Origin of the sequence: Nocardia sp. NBC_00508, assembly GCF_036346875.1 — a bacterium.
GTDB lineage: Bacteria > Actinomycetota > Actinomycetes > Mycobacteriales > Mycobacteriaceae > Nocardia.
Window position 1 is genome coordinate 6,985,172 of record NZ_CP107852.1, and the last position, 25,117, is coordinate 7,010,288.

Consider the following 25,117-nt stretch of genomic DNA (forward strand, 5'->3'; position numbering starts at 1 on the left):
TGGTGACAACTGTCCCACCGTAGCGGCAGCCCGCAGGCGCTCAGTGCCAGCACACCGTGCCCTGGTAACGGGTGTTCGCGCCGATCCGTGACGGATCGACGCCTCGAGTGGGAGCGCCACGCCGCAGCAGTACGCCGGGTCGGTGGGCTGTCAACTCGACTTCGCCCGCGGGCGCCTACTTCTCGTCGTGAGAGGCGAATCGGGTGAGCAGATCCGTCAGCTGCTCGGCCTCGCCAGGCCCCAGTACGGAAACCAGTAGCTCGGCCTGTGGCTCGGCGGCGACATGAGCGGCGTCGAAGAGCTCGAGGCCCTTGCGGGTAATCTCCACCGCCCGCACCCGCCGATCCCCCGGAACGGGCTTGCGCACGGCCAGCCCTTTGCGCTCCAGGTCGTCCACGATCCGCATGATTCCCGCCTTGTCCGAGCCCGTCGCCTCCACCAAGTCCCGCTGCTCCGTAGGCCCGCGATCGACCAGGACGATCAGCACGGCAAAATGTCGCAACTCGATGCCGAGCGGCCGAAGCACCTCCGTCATCACCGCTGCCGCGCGCCAGTGCGCCCGGCGCAGCAGCAACCCGAGAGCGAAAGGCGAAGGTTTTCCGGGACTGTCGGGCGCGGGGGTCGCCTGTCGAGAAGCGTCGTCGGTCATGAGGCGACCTGTCCAATCGGAGAAGCCGGGCACCTGCCGTCGACGAATGTGATCGTCTCGTCGAGCGGGGCGCGGCCCGTACGGATGTAACTCACTTCGGGGTCCTCGTAGCCGATCGACATGCCGCAGAAGAGGATCAGTCCGTCCGGGGGTTCGACGACCTCCTCGACCGTCTCGCGAACCTGCGACCAGGCCATTTGCGGGCAACTGTGCAGGCCTTCGGCGCGCAGCAGCAGCATGATGGTCTGCAAGTACATCCCGAGGTCGGCCCATTGGGCCGTGCCCAGGTCACGGTCGATGTACACGAACAGCGCGGCTGGCGCGCCGAAGCAGTCCCAATTGGCGATGGCCGCCCGCTGGCGCGCCTCCCAGTCCTCGCGCGCCAGGCCGAGTGCACTGTAGCGCTCCTTGCCGAAGGCGGATCGGCGCTCGCGGTAGGGGGACTTCAGCGCGGCTGGGTACATCTCGTACTCCCGCTCGTCCCACGGGTCGCCGTTGGCCACGCGCTCGACGGCGCGCTTCTTCAACTCGGCCAGTGGCGCGCCGGTGAGCACGTAGGTGTTCCACGGCTGGAGGTTCGAACCGGACGGCGACCAAGCCGCGGCGGCCAGCACGCGCTCCAGCACCGCCCGCGACACGGGCTCGTCAGTGAATCCGCGCACCGCACGTCGGCTTGTGACCGCCTCGTATACGTCCATGATCGCCTACCAGCTATCCGTTACGTTCCTAACTGTCTTATTCAATACGATTTCAATCAGTATTATTCCCCGGCACGATGTTCTTCGCCGACCCTGACGCCGCGTTCGCCAACATCGCCCGGGCACTACGCCCGTCCGGCCGGCTGGTGATGATGGTCTGGCAGACCCGCGACCGCAACGAATGGGCCACCACCATCCAGCAAAGCCTCACCCCGGACCGGGCGCCATCGCCCACCCCCACCGAAGGACCCAACGCGTTCTCCCTCGCCGGCCCGCCAACCGTCACCGAAATCCTCACGGCCGCAGGCTTTTCCGCCGTCACCTTCACCGACGTCCGCGAGCCGGTCTACTACGGCCCCGACGTCGCCGCCGCCCTCACCTGGGTCTGCGGCTTCAGCACCACCAGCGCCGCCCTGAAACAACTGGACAGTGCCGCCGCGGACCGCGCCCTCGAGCGGCTGCGCGCGGCATTGGCCGCGCACGCCACCGACGATGGCATCTGGTTGGACTCGCGTGCCTGGATCGTCACCGCTGATCGCACCAGCTGAGGCGGCGCGCGCTCCCGAATCCTGTTGTCACGATTCGGATAGACCACGCCGTCGTCGAGAACGCGCCGCCGGGCTCGGCCGGCCTGATTCGTGCGACGGTGTCAGCGGGGGGCTCCTGCGGCGATACGCACTTCCCAGCCGTGGTAGTACGGGCAGTGCACCACGCCGTGACCCCGATGCTGGGCCAGCCCGGAGATGTCGGGTAGCACGTCGCGCAGCCCGGTGGCGACCAGTAACCGGCGTTGCTCATGCGGAAACGGCTGCCGGACATGGTCTGCTCGGCGGTCTCCCAGGCCAGCATCTCCTGGTACAGGTCGCGTCCGCACAGGTGCGCGGCGATGTGACGGGTCTGCTCGATGTGGAAACGCATCTGCTCCACGTCAGGGGCGGTCCAGTACGCGATGACATCACAACACCCACCGAAGAAGTTGCGGCACTATCGGGTCCGGGCTATCCGGCAGTGTCGGTACTGATGCAGTCGGCTGACGAGCTGGGAGCCGGAGAGTCGAACAGGCCGACCGGTCTACGGCTACTTCTTGTGCTTGGTTACCAGATAGACGATGCCGAGGACGAGTACGACCGATCCGATGCAGAAGATGGCGCCCAAGGTCCGGCTGTCCTTGCTGCTCATGTTCCTCTTTCGGGCCTGGTACTCCAGAGCGGAGGTCCAGGCATCCGAGTTGGTCCACACGTCGTGGTCCAGCAGGTTCGCTTGAGTCAGCAGGTCGGAGTACATGTGTACCTCCCTCCTCGTGTTCAGTGGCCTTCTCCCGGGTCGAATGCCACAGGCTACCGGGCGGCTTCGCATCGGGTGCCCCCTCGGCGGGAGCCGCGCTCGGCTCGGTGTTGATCGCATCCGCGCTGCATGTCATTGCGAACTGTCTGCCCGAACCGATCTCGGCAGCGGTTTCTCACCGCCGCTATTGCGAGACGGTGATCCGCTGTCAGATGGTGAGGCCGTAGCCCAGTTCCTCAGCGGCGACGGACCAGAACTGGTTCTCGCCGGCGACGGCAGCAGGGTCGATGCCGCGGAACGTGGCGAGGGTCTGTTCTCCGTGCGCTTCCAAGGTCTCCTCGTCGTCCTCGTCGATGTGGCGGGCTTGCTTGCGGGCCTCGGTGTAGGCGCGGGCGCACGCGGCGAAGCGCTGGATGGTGGTGTTGACCAGCGTTGTGCCGTCGTCGGTCACGATCAGGACTTCGCCGTCGTCGGCGATGACCAGGGTCTGTAGTCCGTCGTCGTCAGCGAGGACTGTGCAGGCGCGGCCATCGGCGAATTGGGTGCGGGGATACGGTGCGAGGCACCAGGTTCCGGCGAATGGAACCATGCTGCCGCGCCTGCCGTCGAGGCTGGCCAGTGCCGCGTCGATGTCGGAGTCGTGTGTCATGTCGGTTCGTCCAGAAGGGGTGTCGTGGCGTCCATCCGCGCGGGGGCGCCGCAGGGATGCTACCGGAATTCACAGACAGCCGACCCCGCCGCCCAGAGCTGTATGACGGCCATCCCGCTGTGGCTCCGCTGGTGAAACTGGACGTCGCTTATCGGCGAACAGTGACGTCACAGGTCAACGTGTCATTGCGAGTTGCGTGTGTTCGGAACGATTTCATTCTCTGCACTGTCAAGCGAACGGCTATAAATCCGTTGAATCTTGCTGGCTGAGCGTGCCGCCTTCGCGGCGTGCCCCAGAGCCTGAAGCCTGCCTTTTGCCCGATGAACGCCGATGAGTTTCGAGAGCGTAGGAGGTCTACCCGGTCATGAGGAAACTGATCTACGGGTTCAGCGTGTCCCTGGACGGCTACATCAACGACCGCGACGGCAGCATCGACTGGACCAACCCGGACGAGGAGCTGCACCAGTTCCACAACGACCGCTACCGCGAGATCGAGGTCTCGCTGCACGGCCGTCGCCTGTACGAGCTGATGGCCGAGTGCTGGCCGCACGTGCCCGAGGACGCGCCGCGCATCGAGCGTGAGTTCGGCAGGCTCTGGACGGAGAAGCCGAAGGTCGTCTTCTCCCGGACGCTCACCGAGGTCCACTGGAACAGCACGCTGATCAGCGAGAACGCGGTTGAGGAGGTCCGCAGGCTCAAGGCTGGAGGCGATGGCGTCATGGAGGTCGGTGGCGCGGGCCTCGCGGCCTCGCTGATGCCACACGGGCTCATCGACGAGTACCAGCTGTTCCTCTTGCCCGTGGTGCTCGGCGGCGGCACACCGCTGTTCCCATCGCTGGACAAGCGCATCCAGCTCCGATTGGCCGAGACGAGGCACTTCAACACCGTGGTGATGCTGCGCTACCTCGCCGACTGAGGTCCGTTCAACCGCAGCAGCCCCGCTACCAGACACGCCCGACTCCACCACGTTGATCATTTTGTTAGGACCAGTAAGCGAGTGGTTCCATGGCATCCGGCCCCGGAGCCTCCGCAAAAAACCCGTTGGCGGACCACGGCGACCACTGCTACTTTTCCGGAGGCCGTGCGAGAGAACGAGGAGGTGGTACCCGTGAACGCAGTATCGACATGGGTGCTCCCCTCTGGGGTCACGGTCGGGCGATAGGTCGTCCGGGAGCGCCGCTCGAGAGCACTCCCGAAAGGCACGACCATGCAATTCACTTCTGAACAGCGCTTCGACGACGGTGTCCTCGAACGCGAGTTCGCTCTCGGCGAGATCCCTGGCATCCTGTGGACGCCCGGATCCGCGTCCGCACCGGCGCCGCTGATCCTGGTCGGCCACCCCGGCGGACTGCGCCATATGTACCCCCGACTGGTGGCCCGGGCCCGGCACGCCGCGGCGGAGGGCTTCGCCGCGGCCACCATCGAGCTCCCCGGCAGCGGTGGCCGGCCCCGTTGGGCCGCCGCCGAGGAGGCCCGCGCCGACCTGCGCCGGGCGCTGGAGGCCGGCGAGCCGGTCGATGACGAGATCGTCGACCGGCTCGTCCTCCCGCTGGTCGAAAAGGCGGTCCCGGAATGGCGGGCAGCCCTGGACGACCTCCTTGCGCTGCCCGAGATCGGCGGCCCGGTCGGGTACTCGGGAGGGGTGATCGCCATCGGCATCCGACTGGCGGTGGTCGAGCCGCGCATCTCGGCCGCCCTTCTGTTCGCCGGGAGTTTCGTGCCCCGCACCATGTTCGAGGAGGCCCGGCAGATCACCATTCCGCTGCAGGTCCTGCTGCAGTGGGACGACGAAGGAAACGACCGGCAGCTGGCCCTGAACCTGTTCGACGCCTTCGGCTCCAAGGAGAAGACGCTGCACGCCAATATGGGCGGGCACACCGGCGTCCCGCAGTTCGAGGGGGACGACGGGAACCGGTTCTTCGCCCGGCACCTGAAGTGAGGCCGGGCCGTCAGGCCGGCAGCAGACGATAGGAGCTGTCGGCCAGGACGCCGCTCATCGAGGACAGGTCCCGGCCCTCCTCGATGGCGGTGGCCAGCAGATGCACAACCGCCCCGATCGCGGCGGTACCGGCCGGTCGGGACGGCGCTTCTCAGGATTGACGTCGTGAAGGTCCCGCTGGTGTTGGTGTCATATGCCCAACGGTCGGCGACCACGGAATCCGGCGCTAAGCCAGTACGGCAGCGGTTCCGAAAATCTTCGCGGACAGCGATGAGTCCTCGGACGGTGCTCCGTCCTATCCGTTGAACGCGCTACCAACCCGGCGCGACCAACCAGAAGGACCAGAAATGACCACCGCCAACTTCTCCAACGACGTCACCGACCGTCCCGGCAAGGTCCGCAACCGCGCCTTGTGGACCCTGCAGATCCTGCTCGGCCTGTTCTTCATCATCGCCTCCGGCGGGCCGAAGCTCGTTATGCCGAATGCCCTGGCGGACAACGCCCCCGAGAATCTGACCATCCCCCTCGGGCTGCTCATCTTCATCGGAGTTGTGGAGGTCGCAGGCGGTATCGGCCTGATGGTGCCACGGCTCAGTGCCCTGGCCGCCGCGGGTCTGTCCGTTCTCACCGTGCTCGCCGCCGGGACGCAGGCTTTCATCGCCGACAAGCCCTTGATGGGGATCTTCCCACTGGTGCTTGCCGCGATCTTCGCCTGGATCGCCTACGAGCGCCGCGCCACCATCACCGATCTGCGCAACTCGCTGTCGCGATGACAAATCCATAAGTACGACCGGCGATCGGTGGCCCACCCACCGATCGCCGGTCGTGCGTTCTCGGATCTATCACCTGTCGGGTTGGCGGCGATCGATCCAGCGGCCATCTGGTCCGCAGCGGCCCGGCCCGGGCGCCGCTCCAGGTGGCCGTCGCGTCCGGGCGTAAAACGACTCACTGAGGCCGTGCGCCAGGCGGACGCGCCGATGGTGCGTCCTGGGAAGCCATCGGGCACGCGGCCGGGACGACCTTGGTGGTGGACTTCCATCCGACCTGTGTGAAGTGGCCAGCCTCGTCGGCAGGAGGGTGTGGTCGGTCCGCTTTTGTTTGGGTGACGAGCTCTATCAGTTGGAGGGTCTTTGTCGCGCGGATCTAGGTTGTTCGCCGGGGCAGGGTGTTGAGTTTGGCCAGTTCGCGCCATTCGGCTATCGGCGCGGTGGCTGGCTGGGCGGTGAGAACCTGCAGGCAGACGTGATCGGCGCCGGCGTCGAAGTGGGCTTGCACTCGCTCGGCGATGGCGTCGAGCGCTTTGCGCCCGCCTCCCGCTACCAGCGCGTCGACGACACGGCTGGCCGGGGTTCCGGACAGTTCGTCATTCGTGTAGCCGAAACGCAGCATGTCCTTGACGTGCGCGCCGCCGCCTGCAAGGTAAGTGCCGACATGAGCTCGTGCCAGGTCGCGGGCCACGTCAGGGTTGGGGTCGAGCACGACCGCCTGCTCGACGGCCAGCAGCGCATCAGGACCGAGCCGGGTGCGGGTGTCTTCGGTATGGGCGACCGGTACCAGGTAAGGCAGCGCGCCGCTGGTTCTTGCGGCGGCCAAGCTCAGCATCTTGGGCCCGAGCGCGCCCAGGACACGGCGGCTGGGAACGGCCGGGGGCGGGCTCTGCAGGGGCACTGCGTCCATCGCGTCGAGGTAGGCCCCCATCGTTGTGACGGCACGCCCGGCGGATGGGACGCGATGCCCCAGGTAGGTCAGTGGCCGGTCATCGACCCGATGTCCGCCGAGGCCCAAGATGAACCGGCCGGGATAGGCCTCGGCGAGGGAGCGTTCTGCGGCGGCCATCGCGATCGGATCGCGGAAGAAGATGTTCGCTATCCCGGTGCCGATCACGAGACCGTTCGTTGCGCCGAGGAGGATCCCCGCCTGCGTTAGCGCGTTGCGGCCGAATTCCTCACCGATCCATAGGGCGCCGAAACCGAACTCTTCGATCTCGGCTGCCAGTTCGCGTACCCGCATGGCGGGCTGTACATCCAGTGCCAATGTCCACAGTCCAAGGCGGCCCGCTGTCGTATCCATTCGTCCTCCAGTAGAATGAGCACCTCTCACTTTAACGATAGTGAGAGGTGCTCACCTTGTCGAGGAGACTGTATGCCGGGACCCTTAGCGAGGCGTGCCGATGCACGCCACAACCGCGAGAAGCTTCTCGAGATCGCGGACGCGACCTTCCGCCGAGATGGGGTAAAGGCCTCGCTGGCGGAGATCGCGCGCACCTGCGGGATCGCCATCGGGACCCTCTATAAGCACTTCCCCACCCGCGAGGCACTTCTACAGGCTTTGATCCACGATCGAGTCACGAGCCTGCAGGAGAACGCGGAACGGCTCGCCGACTCCGACATGCCATGCGAGGCGCTTATCGAGTGGTTGCAGGAGTTCGGCCGGTGCGCGTCGGCCTACCGGGGCCTGGCGGAATCGATCCTGGCCGCGGCCGCGGTCGAAGAGTCGGACCTGAATGCCGGCGTTGAGACAATGCGCGCCGCCGCTGGCGTGCTCGTGGTCAAAGCGCAAAAGGCCGGAACCATCCGGCTCGATGTCTCTCCCGCCGAGGTGTTTGCCCTGGCCTGCGGGGCGGGCACCGCGAGCCCGTACGCCACCGCCGACCCCGATCGCCTTCTGCGACTTGTCGTCGAGGGGCTTGCGACACGGTAGTGGACCGGCGCAGGGAGCCGAAGTCCGATCCGGCAGGAGCCGTTGACTCAGCGAAGACCGGCGACGGCCGTACGGTAGAGGACAGTCTCGGCCCGATCCCACGACCAGCCGTTCTCCACGACCAGGGTGCGCCAGCCCGTCGGACCGAACCAGAACCACAGCAGGTCCGCCGTTTCCGTCACCGGGTAGGGCGGCGGCGGATTCAAACTCTGCAGATGGCGGGCGGTGGCCCCTATCGCCGGTATTCGCCGAACGTGGCGCGCAAGTCGTCGACGATGAGGTCCGGTTCCTCCATGGCGGCGAAGTGGCCGCCACGATCGAATTCGGTCCAGCGCACGATGTTGTGGTTTCGTTCGGCGATGCGGCGGACCGGAACACCCAGGTCGTGCGGCAACACGGCGACGGCGACCGGCACATCGGTTTCGGGTTCGGGCCTGCCCCAAGTCGCGGCGCCTTCGTAGTAGTAGCGTGCCGACGAGCCGGCGGTGCCGCTGAGCCAGTAGATCATGACGTTCGTCAACATCGCGTCGCGGTCGACGGCGTCCTCGGGCACGTCGGTCGAGTCGGTCCAGTCCTTGAATCGTTCGACAATCCAGGCCAGTTGACCCACCGGGGAGTCGGCGAGCGCGTAGGACAGTGTCTGCGGGCGGGTGGCCTGCAACATCGCGTAGGCGCCGAGTTCGTACTGGGCGCGCTGAGCCAGCGCCAGCGCCCGCTTCTCGGCAGGATTGTCGAGGTCCGCTGTCTCGGGGGTGACGGTGGCCGAGGCGATCATCGTCACGTGCAGCGCCACGACGTGCTCAGGATCGATCACCGCCAGTTCGCGAGAAATGGCCGCGCCGGTGTCTTCGCCATGTGCGGCATAGCGGTCATAGCCGAGCCGGTGCATCAGCTCCGCCCATGCCCGTGCGGCCCGTCTGGTCGACCAGCCGACCGCCGTCCCGGACAACCCGAACCCGGGGATCGTCGGCACGACGACATCGAAGGCGTCCTCGGCCCGGCCACCGTGCGCAACCGGGTCGGTCAGCGGCCCGATCACGTCGAGGAACTCCACGATCGATCCGGGCCACCCGTGGGTGAGGATCAGCGGTAAGGCACCGGGCTCCGCCGACCGGACATGGATGAAATGCACGTCGTGGCCGTCGATCTCGGTGCGGAACTGCGGGAACGCGTTGAGCCACGCCTCCTGCTCTCGCCAGTCGTAGGTGGTGCGCCAGTACCGTGCCAGCTCCTGGGTGTAGTCGAGCGGAATGCCATGCGCCCAGCCGACTCCGGTGACGCCGTCCGGCCAGCGGGTTTCATCCAGTCGCCGATGCAAGTCGTCGAGCTGGGCTTGGGGGACGGCGATGCGGAAGGGAGTTATCTCTGCGCTCATGAGAATGACTTTACGAAGCCGCTAGGTCAACTTCCGCCCTAGCTTATGGGGCAGAATGCGCAGTGTGTTGGAAACCTCGGCTCGTCTGCTCGAACTCCTGTCGCTCTTGCAGACGCCCCGCGTATGGACCGGCGCCGACCTAGCCGAACGCCTCGGGGTCGATACCCGCACGATCCGCCGCGACATCGACAAGCTGCGCAACCTCGGCTACCCCGTGCACGCTGTCGCCGGAGCGGCCGGATATCGCCTGGGCGCGGGAACCAAACTGCCCCCGCTGCTGCTGAACGACGACGAGGCGGTCGCCGTTGTCCTCGGGCTGCGCACCGCCGCGGGCGGAACCATCACCGGCATCGAGGAGAGTTCGCTGCGGGCGCTGGCGAAACTGGAGCAGATCCTCCCGGCCCGGTTGCGCCACCGGGCCTCGGCTCTGCAAGCAGCGACCCTCAGCGTGCCGGCAGGCACCCCGTCCGTGGATGCGAATGTCCTCACCACGATCGCCGCCGCGATCCGTGACCACGAACAACTCCGCTTCGACTACCACACCCACGACGGCACCGAGATCCGGCGGGCAGCCGAACCGCATCGGCTCGTGCACACCGGGCGGCACTGGTATCTGGTCGGCTGGGATGTCGAGAAGCAGGATTGGCGCACCTACCGTGTCGACCGCCTCCGCCCGCGCATCCCCAACGGGCCACGGTTCACCTCGCGCGAGGCACCCGAGATCGACCTGACCGGGTGGGTGTCCCGCGGAGTCAGCACCGCCCCCTATCGCTATCAGGCGCGCATCACCCTCGAGGTATCGGCCGCTGTTGCGGCAGACCGCATCCCGCCGACCGTCGGCGTGATCGAAGCAATCGACGAAGGGCATTGCCTGCTGCACACCGGCTCGAACTCACTCGACGAAATAGCCGTCTACACAGGGCTTTTCGGATTCGGATTCCATGTGCACGAACCACCCGAACTCATCGATCACCTGCGCGCGCTGGCCGGCCGCGTCACCGCGGCCATCGCGCCCCGGCACGACGCGCCCGGTTCGGCCGACCGCCCTCCGGGCTGACACCCCAGCTCGCCCGATCCTGCGGCACCGAAGTTGCGGCAGTTGGCCCACGCCAGCTCGAGCGGCGACAACGACGAATGTTCGCCCTGTACCCTCCATCCAGCGCCTGAGACGCTCGCAGTCACGGGTGCAGTCCTGGGGGTGGCCACCCAACCGGAAATCCTGGTGCCCGCCGTCGACGCCCGGCTGATCGAACTCGGTTCCGGTACGCTGACGTTTCACATTGACGCTGTGGCCGGTGCCAGCTACTGGCCTGACGGTGCAGCCCACGCCGTCTGCGCTTCGGTCACCCCGTCAACGCCCAGCAGGCGCATGCTGTTCTCCCATAGCCGATCCAGCTGGGCAGGGTCATTGAAAAGTTTGGCGAACAGGACCAGACCTTCGAGTTGTGCGACAACAGACTTGGCCGCCTCCCGCGGATTCCCTGGAGGCACTTGATCGCCATCCATCGCTTCCTTGATGGCTCGTTCGACCATGTCGATCTGTTCGTCGAAGATGCCCTGCAACCGTTCACGGATCGGATCGTCCTGCCCACTCATCTCCAATGTGCTCTCCGACGACGTAATCGTCGGATACCAGACCGTGGACTTCGGCTTCATCGATCGCCCCACGCTTCCGGTTCATCTCACCGTCATCCTCCGAAAAACGGCGGAACCTGGCTGATCAGTCACTACCACGTCTCCAAGATCGACTAGACCAGGACGAGGCGAATAACGACAGAGAGGACCAACAATGAGCTCACCACTCACCGGACTCGGAGTCATGAACCCCGTGCTCGCCGCGCCGATGGCCGGCGGTCCGTCGACACCCGAGTTCGTCATCGAAGCGGGCCGAGCAGGGAGCCTCGGATTCGTCGCCGCCGGGTACAAGGACATCGACACTCTGTCGGAGCATGTCGGAGCGGTCCGGGCATCCGGCGTCGCCTTCGGAGTGAATCTCTTCGCACCGAACCCGGTTCCGATCGCTGAGGATGCCTACCGCACCTACTCGCGCCTGCTCCAGCCCGAGGCAGACGTCTACGGAATGAACCTCAGCGAGATCGGACTGCGCGAGGACGACGATCACTGGGACGAGAAGATCGCGCTCCTCCTCGCCGACCCGGTCCCCGTGGTCAGCTTCACCTTCGGCATTCCCTCTGCCGCCGTCATCGCCGCATTCAAAAAAACAGGCACAGTCACCGTCCAGACCGTGACCTCCACCACCGAGGCGCACCAGGCGGCGGACGCCGGGGTCGACATGCTCGCCGTGCAGGCCTCCGCGGCCGGTGGGCACTCCGGCACGTTGACGCCGGGGACGATTCCCCCCGTGATTCCCCTCGACGATCTCATCCGTCAGATCACCACCACCGTGTCGATCCCCGTCATCGGCGCAGGCGGCATCGGGACAGCGGATGGCGTCGCAGCGGCCATCCGCGCCGGAGCGGCAGCCGTCTCGGTTGGCACCGTTCTGCTCCGCGCCGATGAGAGCGGCGCCTCCGCCGCCCACAAGACCGCCATCGCCGACCCGGCCTTCGACGTAACCATCGTGACGCGTGCGTTCACCGGTCGTCCGGCACGCGCGCTCCGCAATGCCTTCACTGACAGGTACACCGAGATCGCACCCACCGGCTATCCGGCAGTGCACTATCTCACCAGCCCGATCCGCAAAGCCGCCACCTTGGCGGGCGACGCCCAGCGAATCCATCTCTGGGCGGGCACCGGATACCGAGAGGCGACCCCGGAACCCGTCGCCCGCATACTCACCCGCCTCGCCTCCACACTGTGACCGGCGGGCACGGATAGCGGCTTCGATCCCTTGCGGTCCTGGGCTGTCGCATCTGCCACGAATGCCCGCCATTGCAATCGCTGTGCCGCGTGGAATGTCCACGCGGCACAGCGGTTGTTGCTGGTCAGGAGACGGAATTGACGGCGTTGGCAATGACCTCCGCCACGGCGTCGGGCTGAGAGACCGCGAGTGCGTGTGAGGCGCCGGCGATTTCGACGGTGTCGCGGGCTCCAGCGCGTTCGGCCATGAACCGGTGTGCGGCGACCGGGATGTTGTAGTCCGCGTCGGGGAAGACGAACCACGACGGCAGGTTCTTCCAGTTGGGTGCGCCCGACTTGCCATTGAGGGCACGGTCGTTGAGCGGGCGCTGGGTGACAGCGTCGAGTTCGGCTTGGTCCGCGGGGAGATCCGCCGCGAACTGGTGGTGGTACTTGTCCTGCTTGATGTAGAGGTCGGTGCTGCCGTCGACGAGCGGGACCGGGTTCAGGGTCTCGCCGAGCGTGCTTCCGGGGTACTTGGCGGACAGTTCGCCGATGCTCTCGCCGGATTCCGGGGCGAACGCGGCGACGTATACCAGCCCCTTGACCTTCGGATCGTGGATCTGAGAGATGACCTGGCCGCCGTAGGAGTGCCCGACCAGGACGACGGGACCATCGACGGAATCGACGACGCTCTGGACGACCTCGGCATCGGTCACCAGACTGCGCAGCGGGTTGGGGGCGGCGATCACGGTCAGATCGTGGTCACGCAGGCGACTGACGACCCCGTTCCAGCTGGCGGATTCGGCGAATGCGCCGTGGACGAGGACGACGGTGGCGGTGCTCATGGCGGTGCTCCTTGAAAAGTGAGTGCGGGAATGGATGACAGGCGAGTTCAGTGCTTCAGGAACGCGAGCAGGTCGGTTTCGAACGCGGTGCGGAATTCGCCGTACAGCCCGTGTGGTGCACCGGGGTAGACGCGAAGAGTCGAATTCTTGATCAGCTCAGCGGATTTCACCGCCGAGTCGTGCAGCGGGACGATCTGGTCGTCATCGCCGTGCGCCACGAGCACGGGGATGTCGATCCGCTTCAGGTCCTCGGTGAAGTCGGTCTCGGAGAACTGGGCGATGCATTCGTACGCGGCCCGGATCCCGGCCTGCATACCCAACGCCCAGAACGCGCGGCGGGCACCCTCCGAGGTCGTCGCGCCCGGCCGGTTGAAGCCGTAGAAGGTCTCGCTCAGATCCCAATAGAACTGCGAGCGGTCGTTGGCGACGCCGGAGCGGATCGCGTCGAAGACCTCCATCGGTGTGCCTTCGGGGTTGGTGTCGGACTTGACCATGACCGGGGGTACCGCACCGAGCAGGACCGCCTTGGCGACGCGGGCGCTGCCGTGGCGGCTGAGGTACCGGGCCACCTCACCGCCGCCGGTCGAGTGTCCGACCAGAACGGCGTCGTGCAGGTCGAGCTTCTCGATCAGTTCGGCAAGGTCGTCGGCGTAGCGGTCCATGGTGTTGCCGTCCCAGGTCTGGCTGGATCGGCCGTGACCGCGGCGGTCGTGAGCGATGGCGCGGAAGCCGTTCTCGGCGACCAGGCGAGCCTGCTCGTCCCAGGCGTCGGCGTTGAGCGGCCAACCGTGGCTGAAGACGACCGGCTGTCCGGCGCCCCAGTCCTTGAAGAAGATCTCGGCGCCGTCTGTGGTGGTGAATGTCGATGTCATGCCGATGAAATTACGAATCCGGGTACCCCCGACGAATCAGTCGAACGACTGCCCCGGCGACTGCATCGATGACTCAGTCGCCCCGATCGGTGACTCAGTCGCTCGGCGGCTACTCAATCCGTCGCGTTGTGAAACCACAGGCCCTTCTGCCAGGCTTCGTGGGTGGGTAGTGAGATTTCGGCGCCATCGTTCTTCTCCAGCGATGTCCTGGCGACCACACCGAACGGTTCACGAGGTCTCGTCGGGCGCGAGGAGTATCTGTCATTACTCCGGGGCCTACTCGATCGAGCTGTCGCGGGTAACGGGTCGGCGCTGGTACTGCGCGGCGAAGCCGGTATCGGAAAATCGGCACTGCTGGCCGCCGTTCGGGATACGGCGATCGAACGGGGACTGACCGTCCTGTCCGCGGTCGGCGTCGAGAACGAGGCGGGCCTGCCCTTCGCCACACTGCACCAGCTGCTGCATCCGCTCATGTCCGAGGCAGAAAAATTGCCACTGACACAACAGCGCACACTGCGCGCGGCGCTCGGGCAGGAGGACGGCACCCCGGATCTGTACTCGGTGGCGTTGGCCGTGCTTCAGTTGGTCGGCGAGGCCGCCGGACAGTGCCCGACCGTCTTGATCGTCGATGACTTGCAATGGCTCGACAGCTGTAGTGCCGACGTGCTGAGCTTTGTGGCTCGCCGAGTGGGCAGTGACGCGGTCCTCACCTTGGGCGCCACCCGCGCCGGGCAGGCGGATCCGGCGCATCGGGCGGGGCTGCCCGACCTCGTCGTCAACCCGCTGGACGAGCGCGACGCCATCGCGCTGCTCGATGCGCAAGCGCCAGCGCTGACAACCACCGTTCGGCAGCGGCTGCTCGAGCAAGCGTCGGGCAACCCGTTGGCGCTTATCGAATTGCCCCGGGCGTTACGCCAGACCAACGCTGACCGGGTAGTCGAGGAGTTCCCGCTCACCACCCGCCTCGAAGCCGCTTTCGCCGCCCGCTCCGCCGAGCTCAGTGATCCGGCCCGCGTACTGCTGATCGTCCTGTCCGCCGACGTCACCTGCGATCTCCGACGACTGCTGCGGGCAGCCACCGAACTCGCCGGAACCCCGGTCACCACCGCACATCTGCAGGAAGCCCTCGATGTCGGCCTGGTCGAGTTATCCGGCGCGGCACTGCGATTCCGGCACCCGCTGATGCGTTCGGCCGTCTATGTGCGCGCGCCATTGGCCCAACGACTCGGCGCCCACACCATCCTGGCCGACGTACTTGCCGACTTCCCCGACAAGCAACTCTGGCACCGGGCCGCGGCAACTCTCGGAGCCGACGACACCCTCGCCGCACAACTCGAAGATTACGCCGAGCGGTCCCGGGCCCGGGGCGCGACGATGGCCGCGGTCAACGCGTTACACCGAGCGGCCGAGCTCTCCGAGAGCCCGGACTGCACCACCGCGCTGTTACTGCACGCCGCCGAACTCGCCAGCGAAACCGGCGCCCGCCGCGAAGCCCAGGACCTGGTCGATCGAGCAAACCTCGGCGCATTGGGACCAATCGAACGAGCGCGGCTGGCCAACGTCCAGGAAGTCATCGCATTCGGCCGACACGACCCCGAAGGTCGGATATTCGAACTGGTCGACATCGCCGCGCAGGTCCGCACCGCGGGCAACGCCGATCTCGCCGCCGAGCTGCTGTGGCGGGCCGCCTCCCGCTGCTTCTTCCAAGACGCCTCACCCGACGCCCGCAAGGCCATCGCCACCCAACTCGACATCCTCGACCTACCTGCGCACGACCCCCGCCAGCTTGCCATCGACGCCTACACCCTGCCCTGGGACCGCGGTCCCGCGGTACTCGACCAGCTCGCCCGGCTGACTCCGGACCGCTCCGATGCCGATGCCATGCGCTTCCTCGGCTACGCCGCCCTGTTCCTCGGCGACTTCCGCCGCGGTTCCGACTACATCGATACCGCCGCCACTATCGGACGCAATCAAGGACGGCTCGGACTGCTCGCAGGAATTCTCGGCGCCGGAAACTGGAGCCGCATCTGGCTCGGCGAGTGGGACACGGTCCGGGCCGAAACCGAGGAATCCCTGGCCTTTGCCCAGGAAACCGGCGAAGAATTCCATCTGGTCGCCGGGCGCACCAACCTGGCCATGATCGCCGCGCTGCGCGGAGAATCCGAGCTCGCCAACGATCATCTACGCGAGATCCATGCCAGTCCGTTGGCCACCGGCATGCGGTGCATTCACGCCGCTGCCCAGCAAACCCGCGGCATGATCCATCTCTTGGCGGGCCGCGCCGACGACGCCTACGTGGCCCTTCAACGCGTCTTCGACCCGGCAGACCCGGTCAGCCACCCCATGCGATGCTGGTGGATCGCTCCCGAACTCGCCGACGCGGCAGTCGCCGCGGAAAAGGTCGACGCCGCAAGACAATTGCTGGCCGAACTGCCTGCCCTGGCGACGCAGCTGCCCGCCCCGATGCTCAGCGTCGTCGACGAGTACAGCCGAGCGGTTCTCGCCGACGACGTCGACGCGGACACCGCCTATGCCGACGCACTCCACAGCCACGTCGGCTCCTGGCCCCTCTACCGCGCCCGGCTGCAACTGCACCACGGTCGCCGGTTGCGCCGCCAACGCCGGATGTCGGAAGCCCGCGAACCACTGCGGGCGGCCCGCGACACCTTCGACGCACTTGGTGCGGATCCGTGGGCAGAAGCCGCTCGCAACGAACTGCGCGCCGCCGGCGAAGGCAGCACTCGTCGGGCCCTCAACGCCCGCGACCAACTCACCCCGCAAGAACTGCAAATCGCCACCCTCGCCGCCGACGGACTCACCAACCGGCAAATCGCCGAGAAGCTCTACCTCTCCCACCGGACCATCGGTTCCCACCTGTACCGCATCTACCCACGCCTCGGCATCACCGGCCGAATCGAGCTCGCCGAAGCGCTCAAAGGGCCCATCACGTAGCGGATCAGATCACTTGGCAAGAGCTCGCTTTCGACCCAGACCCGGAGTGGCCCGTCTGGGTGATGCCGGGTGTCGACGTACAGCCCGAGAGATTCCAACGGGCCCGGGACCGGATCGATCAGCGAATCCAGAACGTCCGGCGGGTCGCCGTTGGTGTCTCCGAGATCGAATTCGACTGACGGCGTGGGTCACTCGGCGGCAGCGAGGGCTGCCGTCGTGGCGTTGGTGAGGCGCGCGACGTAGCCGTTATCGACCGATCCTCGGGTGATCAGGAGCCGGAAGAACAGTGGCGCGCCGAGCAGGTCCATGCCGAGTTCGTAGTCGAGATGTGTGGGTAGTTCGCCGCGGTCGACGGCCCGTTGCAGCAGTTGCGCGGCCGCCGCGCGACGGGGGGTGGCCACCGCCTCCCGTAACGCATCGGCCAGATCGCGGTTGCGCGCCGCTTCGGCGAACAGGTCCGGGACGATCCGGCTGACCAGTTCATGGGTCAACATATCCACGACATCGCGGATGAACGCCTCGACATCGCCGCGGAGTGAACCGGTGTCGATATCCGCGGGGCTGTGCTCGCGTACTGCGGTGGACACCAGATCGATCAGCATGGCGTCCTTCGACGGCCAGCGCCGGTACAGCGCCGCCTTGCCGACGCCGGCTCGCCGGGTCACGGCCTCCATCGACAGCCGGGCGTACCCGGTCTCGGCGAGTTCGTCGAAGGCGGCGCGTGCGATCGTCTCGGTCACGCGCTTGCGGAGCACTGCCGCCCCCGCGGCCCGGTGACTACTCATGCGGCTACCTCTCTAGAACGGAACGGTTGCGTTCCAATACTACCAAGGCTAAATTTGTGCTCCACAACACAACGGAACGGTTCCGTTCCGACGATGGAGGAACGATGAAGTTTCTATTCGACGACGAGTCATTCTCGTTCGAGGCACTGCGAACGGCGGGGCACGGTTGTTACGGCGGTGCTGAGCTCGGCGAAGTGCTGGTCACCTGCCGCAATGTCCCCGAGGGTGACGAAGCGGCATGGTGTCGTGAGTGGTCAGCCACCGCCGAGCGCGTGCATCGGATCGGCTCGGAAGCTCGCGCCGCCGGCCATCTGGTCAGCGCTCGGGAGGCCCTGCTCCGCGCCTCCAACTACTACCGGAACGCGGACTTCTATCGCCGAGAGGATCCGGACAACGACACGGTGTCGGCCCGCCTCGCGATGCTGTCGCGGCAGACCTTCGCCGCCGCGGTCGAGCTGTTCGACCATCCGCCACTGCACCAGGCGATCCCGTACGAGGGCGGTGCGCTGCCCGGATTCCTGTTCCGCGTGGACGATTCGGGCGAGCCGCGGCCCACCGTCATCCTGCACGGTGGATTCGACTCGACGCTGGAGGAACTCTACTTTTTCGCGGCCGAGGGGGCCTTGCGGCGCGGTTACCACGTGCTGGCCTTCGAAGGGCCCGGCCAGGCCTCGGCGCGGCGGGAATCCGGCTTGGTGTTCCGGCCCGATTGGGAGCGGGTTGTCACGCCGGTCGTCGACCACGCGATCAGGTTGCCCGGTGTCGATCCGGCACGTCTCGTCCTGTTCGGCACCAGCCTCGGCGGCTATCTCGCCGCCCGCGCGGCCGCCTTCGAGCACCGCTTCGCAGCCTGTGTCCTGCACGATGGGGTGTACAGCTTCCACGAGGCGTACCGCGATGCGATGCCGCCGTTTCTCCATGACTGGATCATCGACAAGCGCGACGATCTCGCGAATCCCGTCCTGCAGTTGATGATGGCGTTGTCGACCCAGAGCCGGTGGGCGGTGCGTAACGGCATGTGGACCTTCGGCGCGGCATCGCCGGCCGAATACATCCGGATGACCCAGTCCTACACCCTGGACGGACTCGCGGACAAGATCACCTGCCCGACCCTCGTTCTCGAGGCGGAGAACGACCAGTTCTTCCGCGGCCAGCCCGTCAAGGTCCATGACGCATTGCGGTGCGAGAAGGAACTGATGGTCTTCGCAGCAGCGGACGGCGGCGGCGAGCACTGCCACGAGGGGGCGACGCAGCTGTTCAACCAGCGGACTTTCGATTGGCTCGACACCCGCCTCGGCCGGTGACCGCTCGCCGCAGCGCGGGCGGTGTGCTCGCCCTGCTGATGCTGTTCATGATGCTCAACTTCGCCGACAAGGCGGTGGTCGGCCTGACCGCCGAACCGATCATGGACGAGCTCGGGCTAAGCGCTACCGCCTTCGGAACGGTTGCGGGCGGGTTCTACCTGCTGTTCAGCGCGTCGGCGGTGCTGGTCGGCTTCCTCGGCAACCGAGTTCCGATACGGCCCCTGCTCGTCGTGCTCATCCTGATCTGGTCCGTCGCCCAGCTTCCGATCGTGATCCCCGGCACCGGATTCGCGGTTCTGCTCGGCACCCGAGTCCTGCTCGGCGCGGGCGAAGGTCCCGGATTTCCGCTGGCCAACCACACCGCCTTCACCTGGTTCCCGGAACACAGGCGCGCTCTTCCCTCGGCCGCCGTCACCGTTGGCGGCGCGCTCGGCGCGGTGCTCGGCGGGCCGCTGATCATCCTGACCATTGGTCTGCTGGGCTGGCGTGCCGCATTCGGTCTACTCGGCGCGCTCGGTTTGCTGTGGTTGCTGGCGTGGCTGCGTTACGGCGGAAGCGGTCCTTATCACGTGCGGGCCGAATCAGGATCCGCCGCAGATCCGGGTGTCCCTTACCGGCGCATCGTCACCACTGGAACGTGGCTCGGCGGCACGTTCTCGACCTTCGCCGTGATGTGGGCCCTTGCTCTCGGACTCGCCTGGCTACCGCTGTATCTGGAAGACGAGGCCGGATTCGGCAAAGCCGCGGTGGGCGGATTGATCGGCCTGCCGAGCGTGGCCGCCATCATTCTGGTACTCACTGTCGGCACCCTCGCGCAACGCGCGGTCCGGCGTGGTGTTTCCCGCAGAATCGCCTACGGTGTGCTCGGTGGCACGGTCACCGTGCTGGCCGGGGTATGCATGCTGACCCTGACCAGGGCCGACGCGGCACCGCTCGCCCTGCTGCTCGTCGTCGTCGCCTTCTCGGCGGGTACCGCGCAGACACCTCTGGTCAACGCCGCGATCGCCGACACCTGTCCAGCCGGAAAGCGCAGCGCCGCGCTCGGAATCTCGTACGCGGTCGCCGCCGTCGCCAGCCTGCTCGCACCGTACGTCACCGGCAGGCTCATCGACGCCGCGCCGACCCAGTCGACCGGGTTCACGCACGCCTTCGATATCGCCGGGTGGCTTCTCGTGGCGGGCGGGGTGATGTCGATGCTGATGATCAGGCCGGACCGGGACGCTGCCCGGCATCCTGCGTCTCCCGCTGAAATCTCGATCTCGATGAGTACCAGTCCATTTCATGCCACCCGCACGCGCGGGCGCGGTGGTTCGGCAATCCCGCCGCCGGACCATTCATCCCCGGCGCCCATCGCAGCGCCGGACAGCACACAGATGAGGAAACCATGAAAATCATCCGCGGCACGGTCATCACCGCACTGCTCACCACCGCGACCGTCTGCGTAGCCGCCGTACCCGCCGGTGCGGCGCCCGAGACGCCGCCGCCCGTGACGTATCACGCGACATTGGCCGACACATCCGTGGTCACCACCCTCGACCACGGCGCTTTCGCCGTCACCGATGACCAGCGGTCCGTGACCATCCGCGACACCGCCGGACAGCTCCTCACCGCACTGCCGCTGATCTTCACGATCGACGGCCGACCACACCCCGTGCGGCAACGGATCTCCGCCGACGGCCACACCCTCACCCTCACCCCCGACACCAGCGGCATCCACCGCGAGGCACTGCAACCGGTCGCCTCGCCCCTCGAAAACCAGCTCGCCATGAACGATCTCATCAACGCGGCCAGCATCGGTATGTCGGTGGGCACCCTGATCGGCACCGCAATAGGCGCCGTCGTCGGCATCGGCATCGGGTTCGCCCTGGCCAGTGCCTCCTGTGTGATTCTCAGCCTCGGCTGTGTCGTGGCGGTGCTCCCCATCGTCAGCCTGGTCGGCGCGGTCGGCGGCTTGACCGGCCTGATCCTCGCCGGTGGCCCCACCACCGCCTATGCGCTCTACGAATACGTCACGACCCTCAATACTCCACCCGGCCATAGCAAATACGCCGAATACCTCCAGGGCAAGCCCGGTGTCCCGCCCGCCGACGGCCCGCGTTGACAGTGACAACGGAGATAACACCGAAATGAATTACCGCACAAACACTCTTGCCGCCATCGCGATGGCCGGCACCCTCGCGATCGCTGTCGCGCCGGCTCAGGCCGAGCCGGCGGCACCGATCGGATACCGCGCCACAGTAGTGGGCAATTCCGTAGTCGCCACACTCGATGGCGGCACCTTTGCCGTGTCAGCCGACCGGCACTCGGTCACCGTCCATGACACCGGCGGACAACCGGTCACGACCTTGCCGCTGGCCTTCCTGTTGGACGGCCGGCGCGGACCGATCCACGAGCAGATCTCCGGGGACGGGCACACCCTCACGCTCACCCCTGACCGCACCGGGATCGCACTGGACCCGCCGCGTCCGGTCGCGTCCCCGATGGAGAATCAACTGGCCTTCAACGATTTCGCCGACAATATGGCGAGGGGCCCCCTCATCGGCACGATCATCGGCACCGTACTCGGCGCGCTGGTCGGTGCCGCCATCGGCCTCGGCTCCTGCCTCGTCGTGGGGCCGGGCTGTCTCGCCACCACCCCCGCCGCCATCCTCGCGTTCGCCGGCGCCGGTGGCGTCGTCGGCACGCTCGTCCTCGGCGGAGCAGCCATGGCCGACGGTCTCTGGAAGTACGTCACCACCCTGCAGGCGCCGCCCGGCCAGAGCCCGTACGCACACCAAGACGGCATGCTCGATCCGAACGGCACCGGGGTTCCCGATGCCCGCCTGCGGCTACCGAGCGGATCAGCGGGCGGGCTCGAGAGCGGCTCATCGGGCTGACCCAGGCACTCGACCGCGACAGGGCTGGCCGAGCTCGACGCACCCGACATACAGAACCTGACTGACCATCTCAGGACACTCTCGAAGAATGCGGGCGAGATCAAGCTGGCGGCCGACGATCTCGCAGGTGCGACGGCCAGCCACGTTCTTCACGACGTTGAGCGGGATCAAGTTCAGCGCGACGGCGCTGGCTACGACTGCGCTGGCGACGAAGCACGTGTGCGCAGTGGTCGACTCCCCCTCCGGACACAGACACTACGCACACGGGTGGTTGTGGACGTGCCGGGAGCGACAGGGACCGCTGCTGCCCGCGACGGCGGTGGCGGGAATACGATCGGCTCGGATGAGCATGCTGATGCGATGGCGTATTTCTTTGCAATTCAGGATGATCAACCCTTCGGGGTGTATTCGGTGTGGTGGCCGTCGAGGTGGTGAGCAGGGCCAGGTTCTTTGAAATGGCTCCCTCTACGGTTGGTTACTGTTGTGCGGTGAGGGTGTGGGCAAGTCGTGCCGCCTCGTGCGCGAGACCTGTGGGGTCTGTCGCAATGAATGTCGAGGTGCTCGCGATATTGCCCTGTGCGTACCAGGTGCGGTCGGGCCGGCCCGAGATGAGAAGCCTGCCGGTGCCGGGTTGGGTGGTCAGACCCCCGAACGGATGCCGTTCGGCGGATGCGGAGGTCAGGAGCGAACGCACCAACCCCTCGGTGGCCTGTGGCACGGTGTAGGCCGGTGGGTTGACGGCATTGATCACCACGTCGGCGGTCCATTCGGTGTCGTCGGTCACCGTGAATCCGGCGTGGGAGTGTGGCCGGATCTTCTGCAACCCTGGCCGCAGCCGTACCTGGCCGGAATCGAACAGGTGCAGCAGGATATTCGCATTGTGCGGCACCACGGGTGAACTCAGGCAGTTGATGGTGCGGAAGTGTGCGCTGCGCAGCATCGTCTTGTCTTGCTCGCTGAATAGCGGCCACACCGCAGGCACGACGGTTCGGATGGCCCGGCCGAGCAGTCGCCGGCCCTGATGCGGGTCCGCCACCAAGGACAGCTGGCGTCGCAGACGCTGCACAGGAGGTTCGGTGTCGTTGCCGATGACCTCATCGGTCAGCGTCCGGAAATCCTGCCCCAGCTCGGAGAGTTCCTCCTTCATCAGTTCGATCAGCGTGGTGAGTGTCACCTGGCCCTGGTTTTCGCGAACTCGTTGCAACGCGTATTCGGGTGTCAGATAACGCGGCTCGTATCGGATGGGACGTTGCTGTACGGCGGGCAGTACGCCGCTTCGGGACATCAGGGTGATCGGACCGGTGTGTCCGGTGGAGACCAGCCCGGTGACGATATCGACGGCGGTCAATCCGGTGCCGATGACGGCGACGTGCCTGTCCGCGGAGACCTCGGCCAACCTGCGGTACAGGGGGTATGGCTCATGGACGTAGCCCGGCGTGTCGGCCAGCCCATAGCTGTCGTGTGGCTGTCCGCCGCCGATGGACAGCACCGCGCGGTCCACTTGGAATGTGCCGCCGACGGCGGTGTGCAAGGTGGCGTCGGTGTCTCGAGAGAAGCCGGTGACGCCGGAATTGACGACGCTCACCTGCCATCCGTCCTGGCGCAGGTTGGCGATGGCGATATGCGCGGTGTGTTCCAGGTATTGTCCGTATACCGCGCGCGGAACCACCGGTAGGCCAAGTCCTTCGTCGAGGTAGCGGGCGAGTTCGGGGTGTTCCTGCAACCAACGCAGGTAATGATCCAGGTCTCCGCCGCGTGCGGTCATGGCCATCGGTGGTGCATTTACTCGCACGGAGTCCTGATCGCATTGGTATGCGCGGCCGCGCCAGACGGCGGATGAGCTCTCGAACACCGTGATCTCACCCGGCTTCGCGTCCGAGTCGGCGAGCGCGTCGAGCAGGGCCACCGTAGCCATTCCCGCGCCGACGATTCCGATATGCATGGTTGATCCCTCTTCTGAGTCTTGACGAACGTGCGTCGACCAGCCTTCTCGGCCGCCGGGCGAGATCCCATCCCTCGATCGGGGGGTTTCGACACGCCGTGCAACCCCTCACGTGAGGGGTTGCACGACTCCTCGTGTGCGGGAACCATTGCGGGCATGAGCAGGTCGACCAGTGAGCCGTCGGGCGGTCTCCTGGCGGGAATCGCCGCAGCGCCCGACGCGGCGAGCCTGTTCGCCGTGACGTCGGACCGCCTGCGCCGCGCCGCACCCTTCGACGCGGCCGTATGGGTTGCCACTGATCCGATCAACGGGTTGACCACGGCGCCGGTGCGGATCGAAAACCTCCAGCAGGGTGGGTGCGGCATCTACTGGGAATCGGAATTCCTCGCCGATGCCGTCAATCCCTTTCGGCATTTGACGAAGTCTCCGGTGCCGGTTGCCGGGTTGCGGGAGGCCACCGGTGATCGTCCGTTGTCGAGCCCGCTGTACCGAGACTTCATGCGGCCACGGGGCTTCGACGACGAACTGCGTGCCGTGTTCCGGGTCGATGGCAGGCCTTGGGGACAGCTGAGTCTGTTCCGCCAGCGCGGTCGAGCGCCGTTCCGGGCCGAGGAGATGGCAGTGGTCGGCTCGTTGTCGAGTCCGATGGCGCAGCGGCTACGCTCGTACGCCCAATCCACGGCGCCGCCGCGACGGCCCTCCGATACGCCGGGAATGCTGCTTTTCGACCGTGCGGGAAACCTGACGTCGATCAATGACGAGGCCCGCCGCTTCCTCGCCGAGATGCCGCCGGGCCCTCGCGCGGCGACGCCGTCCGGTATCGACCTGCCCCTGCCAGTGTGGATTCGTAGCACCGTCGGTCGTGCGCGCGAGACGGGTGGGAATGCGCGAATCCGAATGCGCGCGCTCACCGGCGGGTGGCTGGTATGTCATGCCTCGTGCCTGCGCGGTGCCGATGACACCGAGGAGATGACCGCGATGACGATCGGACCCGCGCCGGTCTCGGAGATCGCCACGCTGGTTATCGCCGCCTACGAGCTGACACCCCGGGAGCGCGAAGTGACCGAACTGATCGTGCGCGGGCTGTCCACCGCTGAGATCGCGAGCCGATTGTTCCTGTCGCCGCACACGGTCCGAGACCATGTGAAGGCGATTTTCGAGAAGGTTGCCGTAGCGAGTCGGGGTGAGCTGGTCGCGAAGCTCTACACCGAGCACTACGAGCCGCTCGTGGCGCCTGAAAGCGCCCGCGTCCGCTACCCGTAGCAAACATCGGGTCAAAGCGCCCCGGAAGTAGCGGGTCGGCAAGTCCCGTCGAGCAGGACCTCAGGCGACGCAGAGGATTCGGCGATATCGACTACCGCGCATGCGACGTGCCTCTACGGGAGCAGGTCATGAACTCGACTCGGTTCGTTGGGGTGGATCCGTGATAGGCGTGTTCTGAGCCC

25 protein-coding genes and 1 pseudogene are annotated in these 25,117 nt (G+C 66.6%); 13 read left to right on the forward strand and 13 right to left on the reverse strand.

The window, feature by feature from the left end; all coding sequences use genetic code 11:
- Positions 1-175: 175 nt before the first annotated feature.
- Positions 176-649, reverse strand: a complete 474-nt coding sequence (locus tag OHA40_RS31395) for a MarR family winged helix-turn-helix transcriptional regulator (protein ID WP_330230431.1) — start codon at positions 647-649, stop codon at positions 176-178.
- Entirely contained in the window at positions 646-1,347 is a 702-nt protein-coding gene (locus tag OHA40_RS31400; RefSeq protein ID WP_330230432.1) for a nitroreductase, read from the reverse strand. Before OHA40_RS31400 ends, OHA40_RS31395 begins: the two co-directional genes overlap by 4 nt.
- 77 nt (positions 1,348-1,424) lie before the next feature.
- On the opposite strand from OHA40_RS31400, the gene OHA40_RS31405 reads away from it, so the two are divergent.
- Positions 1,425-1,895, forward strand: a complete 471-nt coding sequence (locus OHA40_RS31405) for a hypothetical protein (protein WP_330230433.1) — start codon at positions 1,425-1,427, stop codon at positions 1,893-1,895.
- A 107-nt stretch (positions 1,896-2,002) separates the two neighbouring features.
- Here the strand turns inward: OHA40_RS31405 and OHA40_RS31410 are convergent.
- The 3 genes and pseudogenes from OHA40_RS31410 to OHA40_RS31420 all read right to left on the reverse strand — a co-directional run.
- A pseudogene (locus OHA40_RS31410) lies at positions 2,003-2,137 on the reverse strand (thioredoxin reductase); the annotation flags it as partial.
- 287 nt (positions 2,138-2,424) lie between these two features.
- Positions 2,425-2,631, reverse strand: coding sequence for a hypothetical protein (locus OHA40_RS31415; RefSeq protein ID WP_330230434.1), 207 nt, complete (start codon positions 2,629-2,631; stop codon positions 2,425-2,427).
- A 208-nt stretch (positions 2,632-2,839) separates the two neighbouring features.
- Positions 2,840-3,280, reverse strand: coding sequence for an SUKH-4 family immunity protein (locus tag OHA40_RS31420; RefSeq protein ID WP_330230435.1), 441 nt, complete (start codon positions 3,278-3,280; stop codon positions 2,840-2,842).
- Between the two features lie 364 nt (positions 3,281-3,644).
- Here OHA40_RS31420 and OHA40_RS31425 point away from each other — a divergent pair, with 364 nt between their 5' ends.
- The 3 genes from OHA40_RS31425 (at position 3,645) to OHA40_RS31435 (ending at position 5,992) form a co-directional block, all read left to right on the forward strand.
- Positions 3,645-4,196: a dihydrofolate reductase family protein gene (locus OHA40_RS31425; protein WP_330230436.1), complete on the forward strand. Its 552-nt coding sequence runs from the start codon at positions 3,645-3,647 to the stop codon at positions 4,194-4,196.
- A gap of 291 nt (positions 4,197-4,487) precedes the next feature.
- Positions 4,488-5,219 carry an alpha/beta hydrolase gene (locus OHA40_RS31430; RefSeq protein ID WP_330230437.1) on the forward strand — a complete coding sequence of 244 codons (732 nt, stop codon included), beginning with the start codon at positions 4,488-4,490 and terminating at the stop codon, positions 5,217-5,219.
- Between the two features lie 347 nt (positions 5,220-5,566).
- Positions 5,567-5,992 carry a DoxX family protein gene (locus OHA40_RS31435; protein ID WP_330230438.1) on the forward strand — a complete coding sequence of 142 codons (426 nt, stop codon included), beginning with the start codon at positions 5,567-5,569 and terminating at the stop codon, positions 5,990-5,992.
- 370 nt (positions 5,993-6,362) lie between these two features.
- Here the strand turns inward: OHA40_RS31435 and OHA40_RS31440 are convergent, their stop codons facing one another.
- Positions 6,363-7,289 (reverse strand): TIGR03620 family F420-dependent LLM class oxidoreductase, encoded by a 927-nt coding sequence (locus OHA40_RS31440; RefSeq protein WP_330230439.1) that lies wholly within the window; start codon positions 7,287-7,289, stop codon positions 6,363-6,365.
- 72 nt (positions 7,290-7,361) lie between these two features.
- Here OHA40_RS31440 and OHA40_RS31445 point away from each other — a divergent pair, with 72 nt between their 5' ends.
- Positions 7,362-7,919, forward strand: coding sequence for a TetR/AcrR family transcriptional regulator (locus OHA40_RS31445; RefSeq protein ID WP_330230440.1), 558 nt, complete (start codon positions 7,362-7,364; stop codon positions 7,917-7,919).
- 47 nt (positions 7,920-7,966) lie between these two features.
- On the opposite strand, the gene OHA40_RS31450 is transcribed toward OHA40_RS31445, so the two are convergent.
- On the reverse strand, positions 7,967-8,101 hold the full coding sequence (locus OHA40_RS31450; RefSeq protein ID WP_330230441.1) for a hypothetical protein: 135 nt from the start codon (positions 8,099-8,101) through the stop codon (positions 7,967-7,969).
- Positions 8,102-8,151: 50 nt separating this feature from the next.
- Complete coding sequence (locus OHA40_RS31455) at positions 8,152-9,294, reverse strand: epoxide hydrolase family protein (RefSeq protein ID WP_330230442.1); 1,143 nt, start codon at positions 9,292-9,294, stop codon at positions 8,152-8,154.
- Between the two features lie 64 nt (positions 9,295-9,358).
- Here OHA40_RS31455 and OHA40_RS31460 point away from each other — a divergent pair, with 64 nt between their 5' ends.
- Positions 9,359-10,351: a helix-turn-helix transcriptional regulator gene (locus OHA40_RS31460; protein ID WP_330230443.1), complete on the forward strand. Its 993-nt coding sequence runs from the start codon at positions 9,359-9,361 to the stop codon at positions 10,349-10,351.
- Positions 10,352-10,596: 245 nt separating this feature from the next.
- Here the strand turns inward: OHA40_RS31460 and OHA40_RS31465 are convergent, their stop codons facing one another.
- On the reverse strand, positions 10,597-10,950 hold the full coding sequence (locus tag OHA40_RS31465; protein ID WP_330230444.1) for a TetR family transcriptional regulator C-terminal domain-containing protein: 354 nt from the start codon (positions 10,948-10,950) through the stop codon (positions 10,597-10,599).
- A gap of 133 nt (positions 10,951-11,083) precedes the next feature.
- Here OHA40_RS31465 and OHA40_RS31470 point away from each other — a divergent pair, with 133 nt between their 5' ends.
- Positions 11,084-12,115: a nitronate monooxygenase gene (locus OHA40_RS31470; RefSeq protein ID WP_330230445.1), complete on the forward strand. Its 1,032-nt coding sequence runs from the start codon at positions 11,084-11,086 to the stop codon at positions 12,113-12,115.
- Positions 12,116-12,239: 124 nt separating this feature from the next.
- Here the strand turns inward: OHA40_RS31470 and OHA40_RS31475 are convergent, their stop codons facing one another.
- Together OHA40_RS31475 and OHA40_RS31480 are read right to left on the reverse strand one after the other, a co-directional pair.
- A complete protein-coding gene (locus OHA40_RS31475; RefSeq protein ID WP_330230446.1) occupies positions 12,240-12,941 on the reverse strand; it encodes an alpha/beta fold hydrolase in 702 nt (233 codons plus the stop codon).
- A 47-nt stretch (positions 12,942-12,988) separates the two neighbouring features.
- Complete coding sequence (locus OHA40_RS31480; protein ID WP_330230447.1) at positions 12,989-13,813, reverse strand: alpha/beta fold hydrolase; 825 nt, start codon at positions 13,811-13,813, stop codon at positions 12,989-12,991.
- Positions 13,814-13,975: 162 nt separating this feature from the next.
- Here OHA40_RS31480 and OHA40_RS31485 point away from each other — a divergent pair, with 162 nt between their 5' ends.
- Positions 13,976-16,765, forward strand: a complete 2,790-nt coding sequence (locus OHA40_RS31485) for a helix-turn-helix transcriptional regulator (protein ID WP_330230448.1) — start codon at positions 13,976-13,978, stop codon at positions 16,763-16,765.
- 188 nt (positions 16,766-16,953) lie between these two features.
- On the opposite strand, the gene OHA40_RS31490 is transcribed toward OHA40_RS31485, so the two are convergent.
- The gene (locus OHA40_RS31490; protein WP_330230449.1) at positions 16,954-17,550 is read right to left on the reverse strand and encodes a TetR/AcrR family transcriptional regulator; all 597 of its coding nucleotides are present in this window, start codon (positions 17,548-17,550) and stop codon (positions 16,954-16,956) included.
- A 104-nt stretch (positions 17,551-17,654) separates the two neighbouring features.
- On the opposite strand from OHA40_RS31490, the gene OHA40_RS31495 reads away from it, so the two are divergent.
- From OHA40_RS31495 to OHA40_RS31510, 4 genes are read left to right on the forward strand one after another with little or no spacing between them, the layout of a single operon-like run.
- A complete protein-coding gene (locus tag OHA40_RS31495; protein ID WP_330230450.1) occupies positions 17,655-18,854 on the forward strand; it encodes an alpha/beta hydrolase family protein in 1,200 nt (399 codons plus the stop codon).
- Positions 18,851-20,242 carry an MFS transporter gene (locus OHA40_RS31500; protein ID WP_330230451.1) on the forward strand — a complete coding sequence of 464 codons (1,392 nt, stop codon included), beginning with the start codon at positions 18,851-18,853 and terminating at the stop codon, positions 20,240-20,242. Before OHA40_RS31495 ends, OHA40_RS31500 begins: the two co-directional genes overlap by 4 nt.
- The gene (locus tag OHA40_RS31505; RefSeq protein ID WP_330230452.1) at positions 20,239-20,955 is read left to right on the forward strand and encodes a hypothetical protein; all 717 of its coding nucleotides are present in this window, start codon (positions 20,239-20,241) and stop codon (positions 20,953-20,955) included. The genes OHA40_RS31500 and OHA40_RS31505 overlap by 4 nt, the downstream gene beginning before the upstream one ends.
- A gap of 25 nt (positions 20,956-20,980) precedes the next feature.
- Positions 20,981-21,730 (forward strand): ammonium transporter, encoded by a 750-nt coding sequence (locus OHA40_RS31510; RefSeq protein ID WP_330230453.1) that lies wholly within the window; start codon positions 20,981-20,983, stop codon positions 21,728-21,730.
- A 475-nt stretch (positions 21,731-22,205) separates the two neighbouring features.
- Here OHA40_RS31510 and OHA40_RS31515 read toward each other — a convergent pair whose 3' ends face one another.
- A complete protein-coding gene (locus OHA40_RS31515; protein WP_330230454.1) occupies positions 22,206-23,672 on the reverse strand; it encodes an FAD/NAD(P)-binding protein in 1,467 nt (488 codons plus the stop codon).
- A gap of 156 nt (positions 23,673-23,828) precedes the next feature.
- Here OHA40_RS31515 and OHA40_RS31520 point away from each other — a divergent pair, with 156 nt between their 5' ends.
- Positions 23,829-24,935 carry a helix-turn-helix transcriptional regulator gene (locus OHA40_RS31520; RefSeq protein ID WP_330230455.1) on the forward strand — a complete coding sequence of 369 codons (1,107 nt, stop codon included), beginning with the start codon at positions 23,829-23,831 and terminating at the stop codon, positions 24,933-24,935.
- Positions 24,936-25,117 lie beyond the last annotated feature (182 nt).

Coding starts and splice junctions, on each gene's coding strand:
- OHA40_RS31395 (WP_330230431.1), bottom strand. CDS start 649: ATGACCGACGACGCTTCTCGACAGGCGACCCCCGCGCCCGACAGTCCC.
- OHA40_RS31400 (WP_330230432.1), bottom strand. CDS start 1,347: ATGGACGTATACGAGGCGGTCACAAGCCGACGTGCGGTGCGCGGATTC.
- OHA40_RS31405 (WP_330230433.1), top strand. CDS start 1,425: ATGTTCTTCGCCGACCCTGACGCCGCGTTCGCCAACATCGCCCGGGCA.
- OHA40_RS31415 (WP_330230434.1), bottom strand. CDS start 2,631: ATGTACTCCGACCTGCTGACTCAAGCGAACCTGCTGGACCACGACGTG.
- OHA40_RS31420 (WP_330230435.1), bottom strand. CDS start 3,280: ATGACACACGACTCCGACATCGACGCGGCACTGGCCAGCCTCGACGGC.
- OHA40_RS31425 (WP_330230436.1), top strand. CDS start 3,645: ATGAGGAAACTGATCTACGGGTTCAGCGTGTCCCTGGACGGCTACATC.
- OHA40_RS31430 (WP_330230437.1), top strand. CDS start 4,488: ATGCAATTCACTTCTGAACAGCGCTTCGACGACGGTGTCCTCGAACGC.
- OHA40_RS31435 (WP_330230438.1), top strand. CDS start 5,567: ATGACCACCGCCAACTTCTCCAACGACGTCACCGACCGTCCCGGCAAG.
- OHA40_RS31440 (WP_330230439.1), bottom strand. CDS start 7,289: ATGGATACGACAGCGGGCCGCCTTGGACTGTGGACATTGGCACTGGAT.
- OHA40_RS31445 (WP_330230440.1), top strand. CDS start 7,362: ATGCCGGGACCCTTAGCGAGGCGTGCCGATGCACGCCACAACCGCGAG.
- OHA40_RS31455 (WP_330230442.1), bottom strand. CDS start 9,294: ATGAGCGCAGAGATAACTCCCTTCCGCATCGCCGTCCCCCAAGCCCAG.
- OHA40_RS31465 (WP_330230444.1), bottom strand. CDS start 10,950: ATGAAGCCGAAGTCCACGGTCTGGTATCCGACGATTACGTCGTCGGAG.
- OHA40_RS31470 (WP_330230445.1), top strand. CDS start 11,084: ATGAGCTCACCACTCACCGGACTCGGAGTCATGAACCCCGTGCTCGCC.
- OHA40_RS31475 (WP_330230446.1), bottom strand. CDS start 12,941: ATGAGCACCGCCACCGTCGTCCTCGTCCACGGCGCATTCGCCGAATCC.
- OHA40_RS31480 (WP_330230447.1), bottom strand. CDS start 13,813: ATGACATCGACATTCACCACCACAGACGGCGCCGAGATCTTCTTCAAG.
- OHA40_RS31490 (WP_330230449.1), bottom strand. CDS start 17,550: ATGAGTAGTCACCGGGCCGCGGGGGCGGCAGTGCTCCGCAAGCGCGTG.
- OHA40_RS31495 (WP_330230450.1), top strand. CDS start 17,655: ATGAAGTTTCTATTCGACGACGAGTCATTCTCGTTCGAGGCACTGCGA.
- OHA40_RS31505 (WP_330230452.1), top strand. CDS start 20,239: ATGAAAATCATCCGCGGCACGGTCATCACCGCACTGCTCACCACCGCG.
- OHA40_RS31510 (WP_330230453.1), top strand. CDS start 20,981: ATGAATTACCGCACAAACACTCTTGCCGCCATCGCGATGGCCGGCACC.
- OHA40_RS31515 (WP_330230454.1), bottom strand. CDS start 23,672: ATGCATATCGGAATCGTCGGCGCGGGAATGGCTACGGTGGCCCTGCTC.
- OHA40_RS31520 (WP_330230455.1), top strand. CDS start 23,829: ATGAGCAGGTCGACCAGTGAGCCGTCGGGCGGTCTCCTGGCGGGAATC.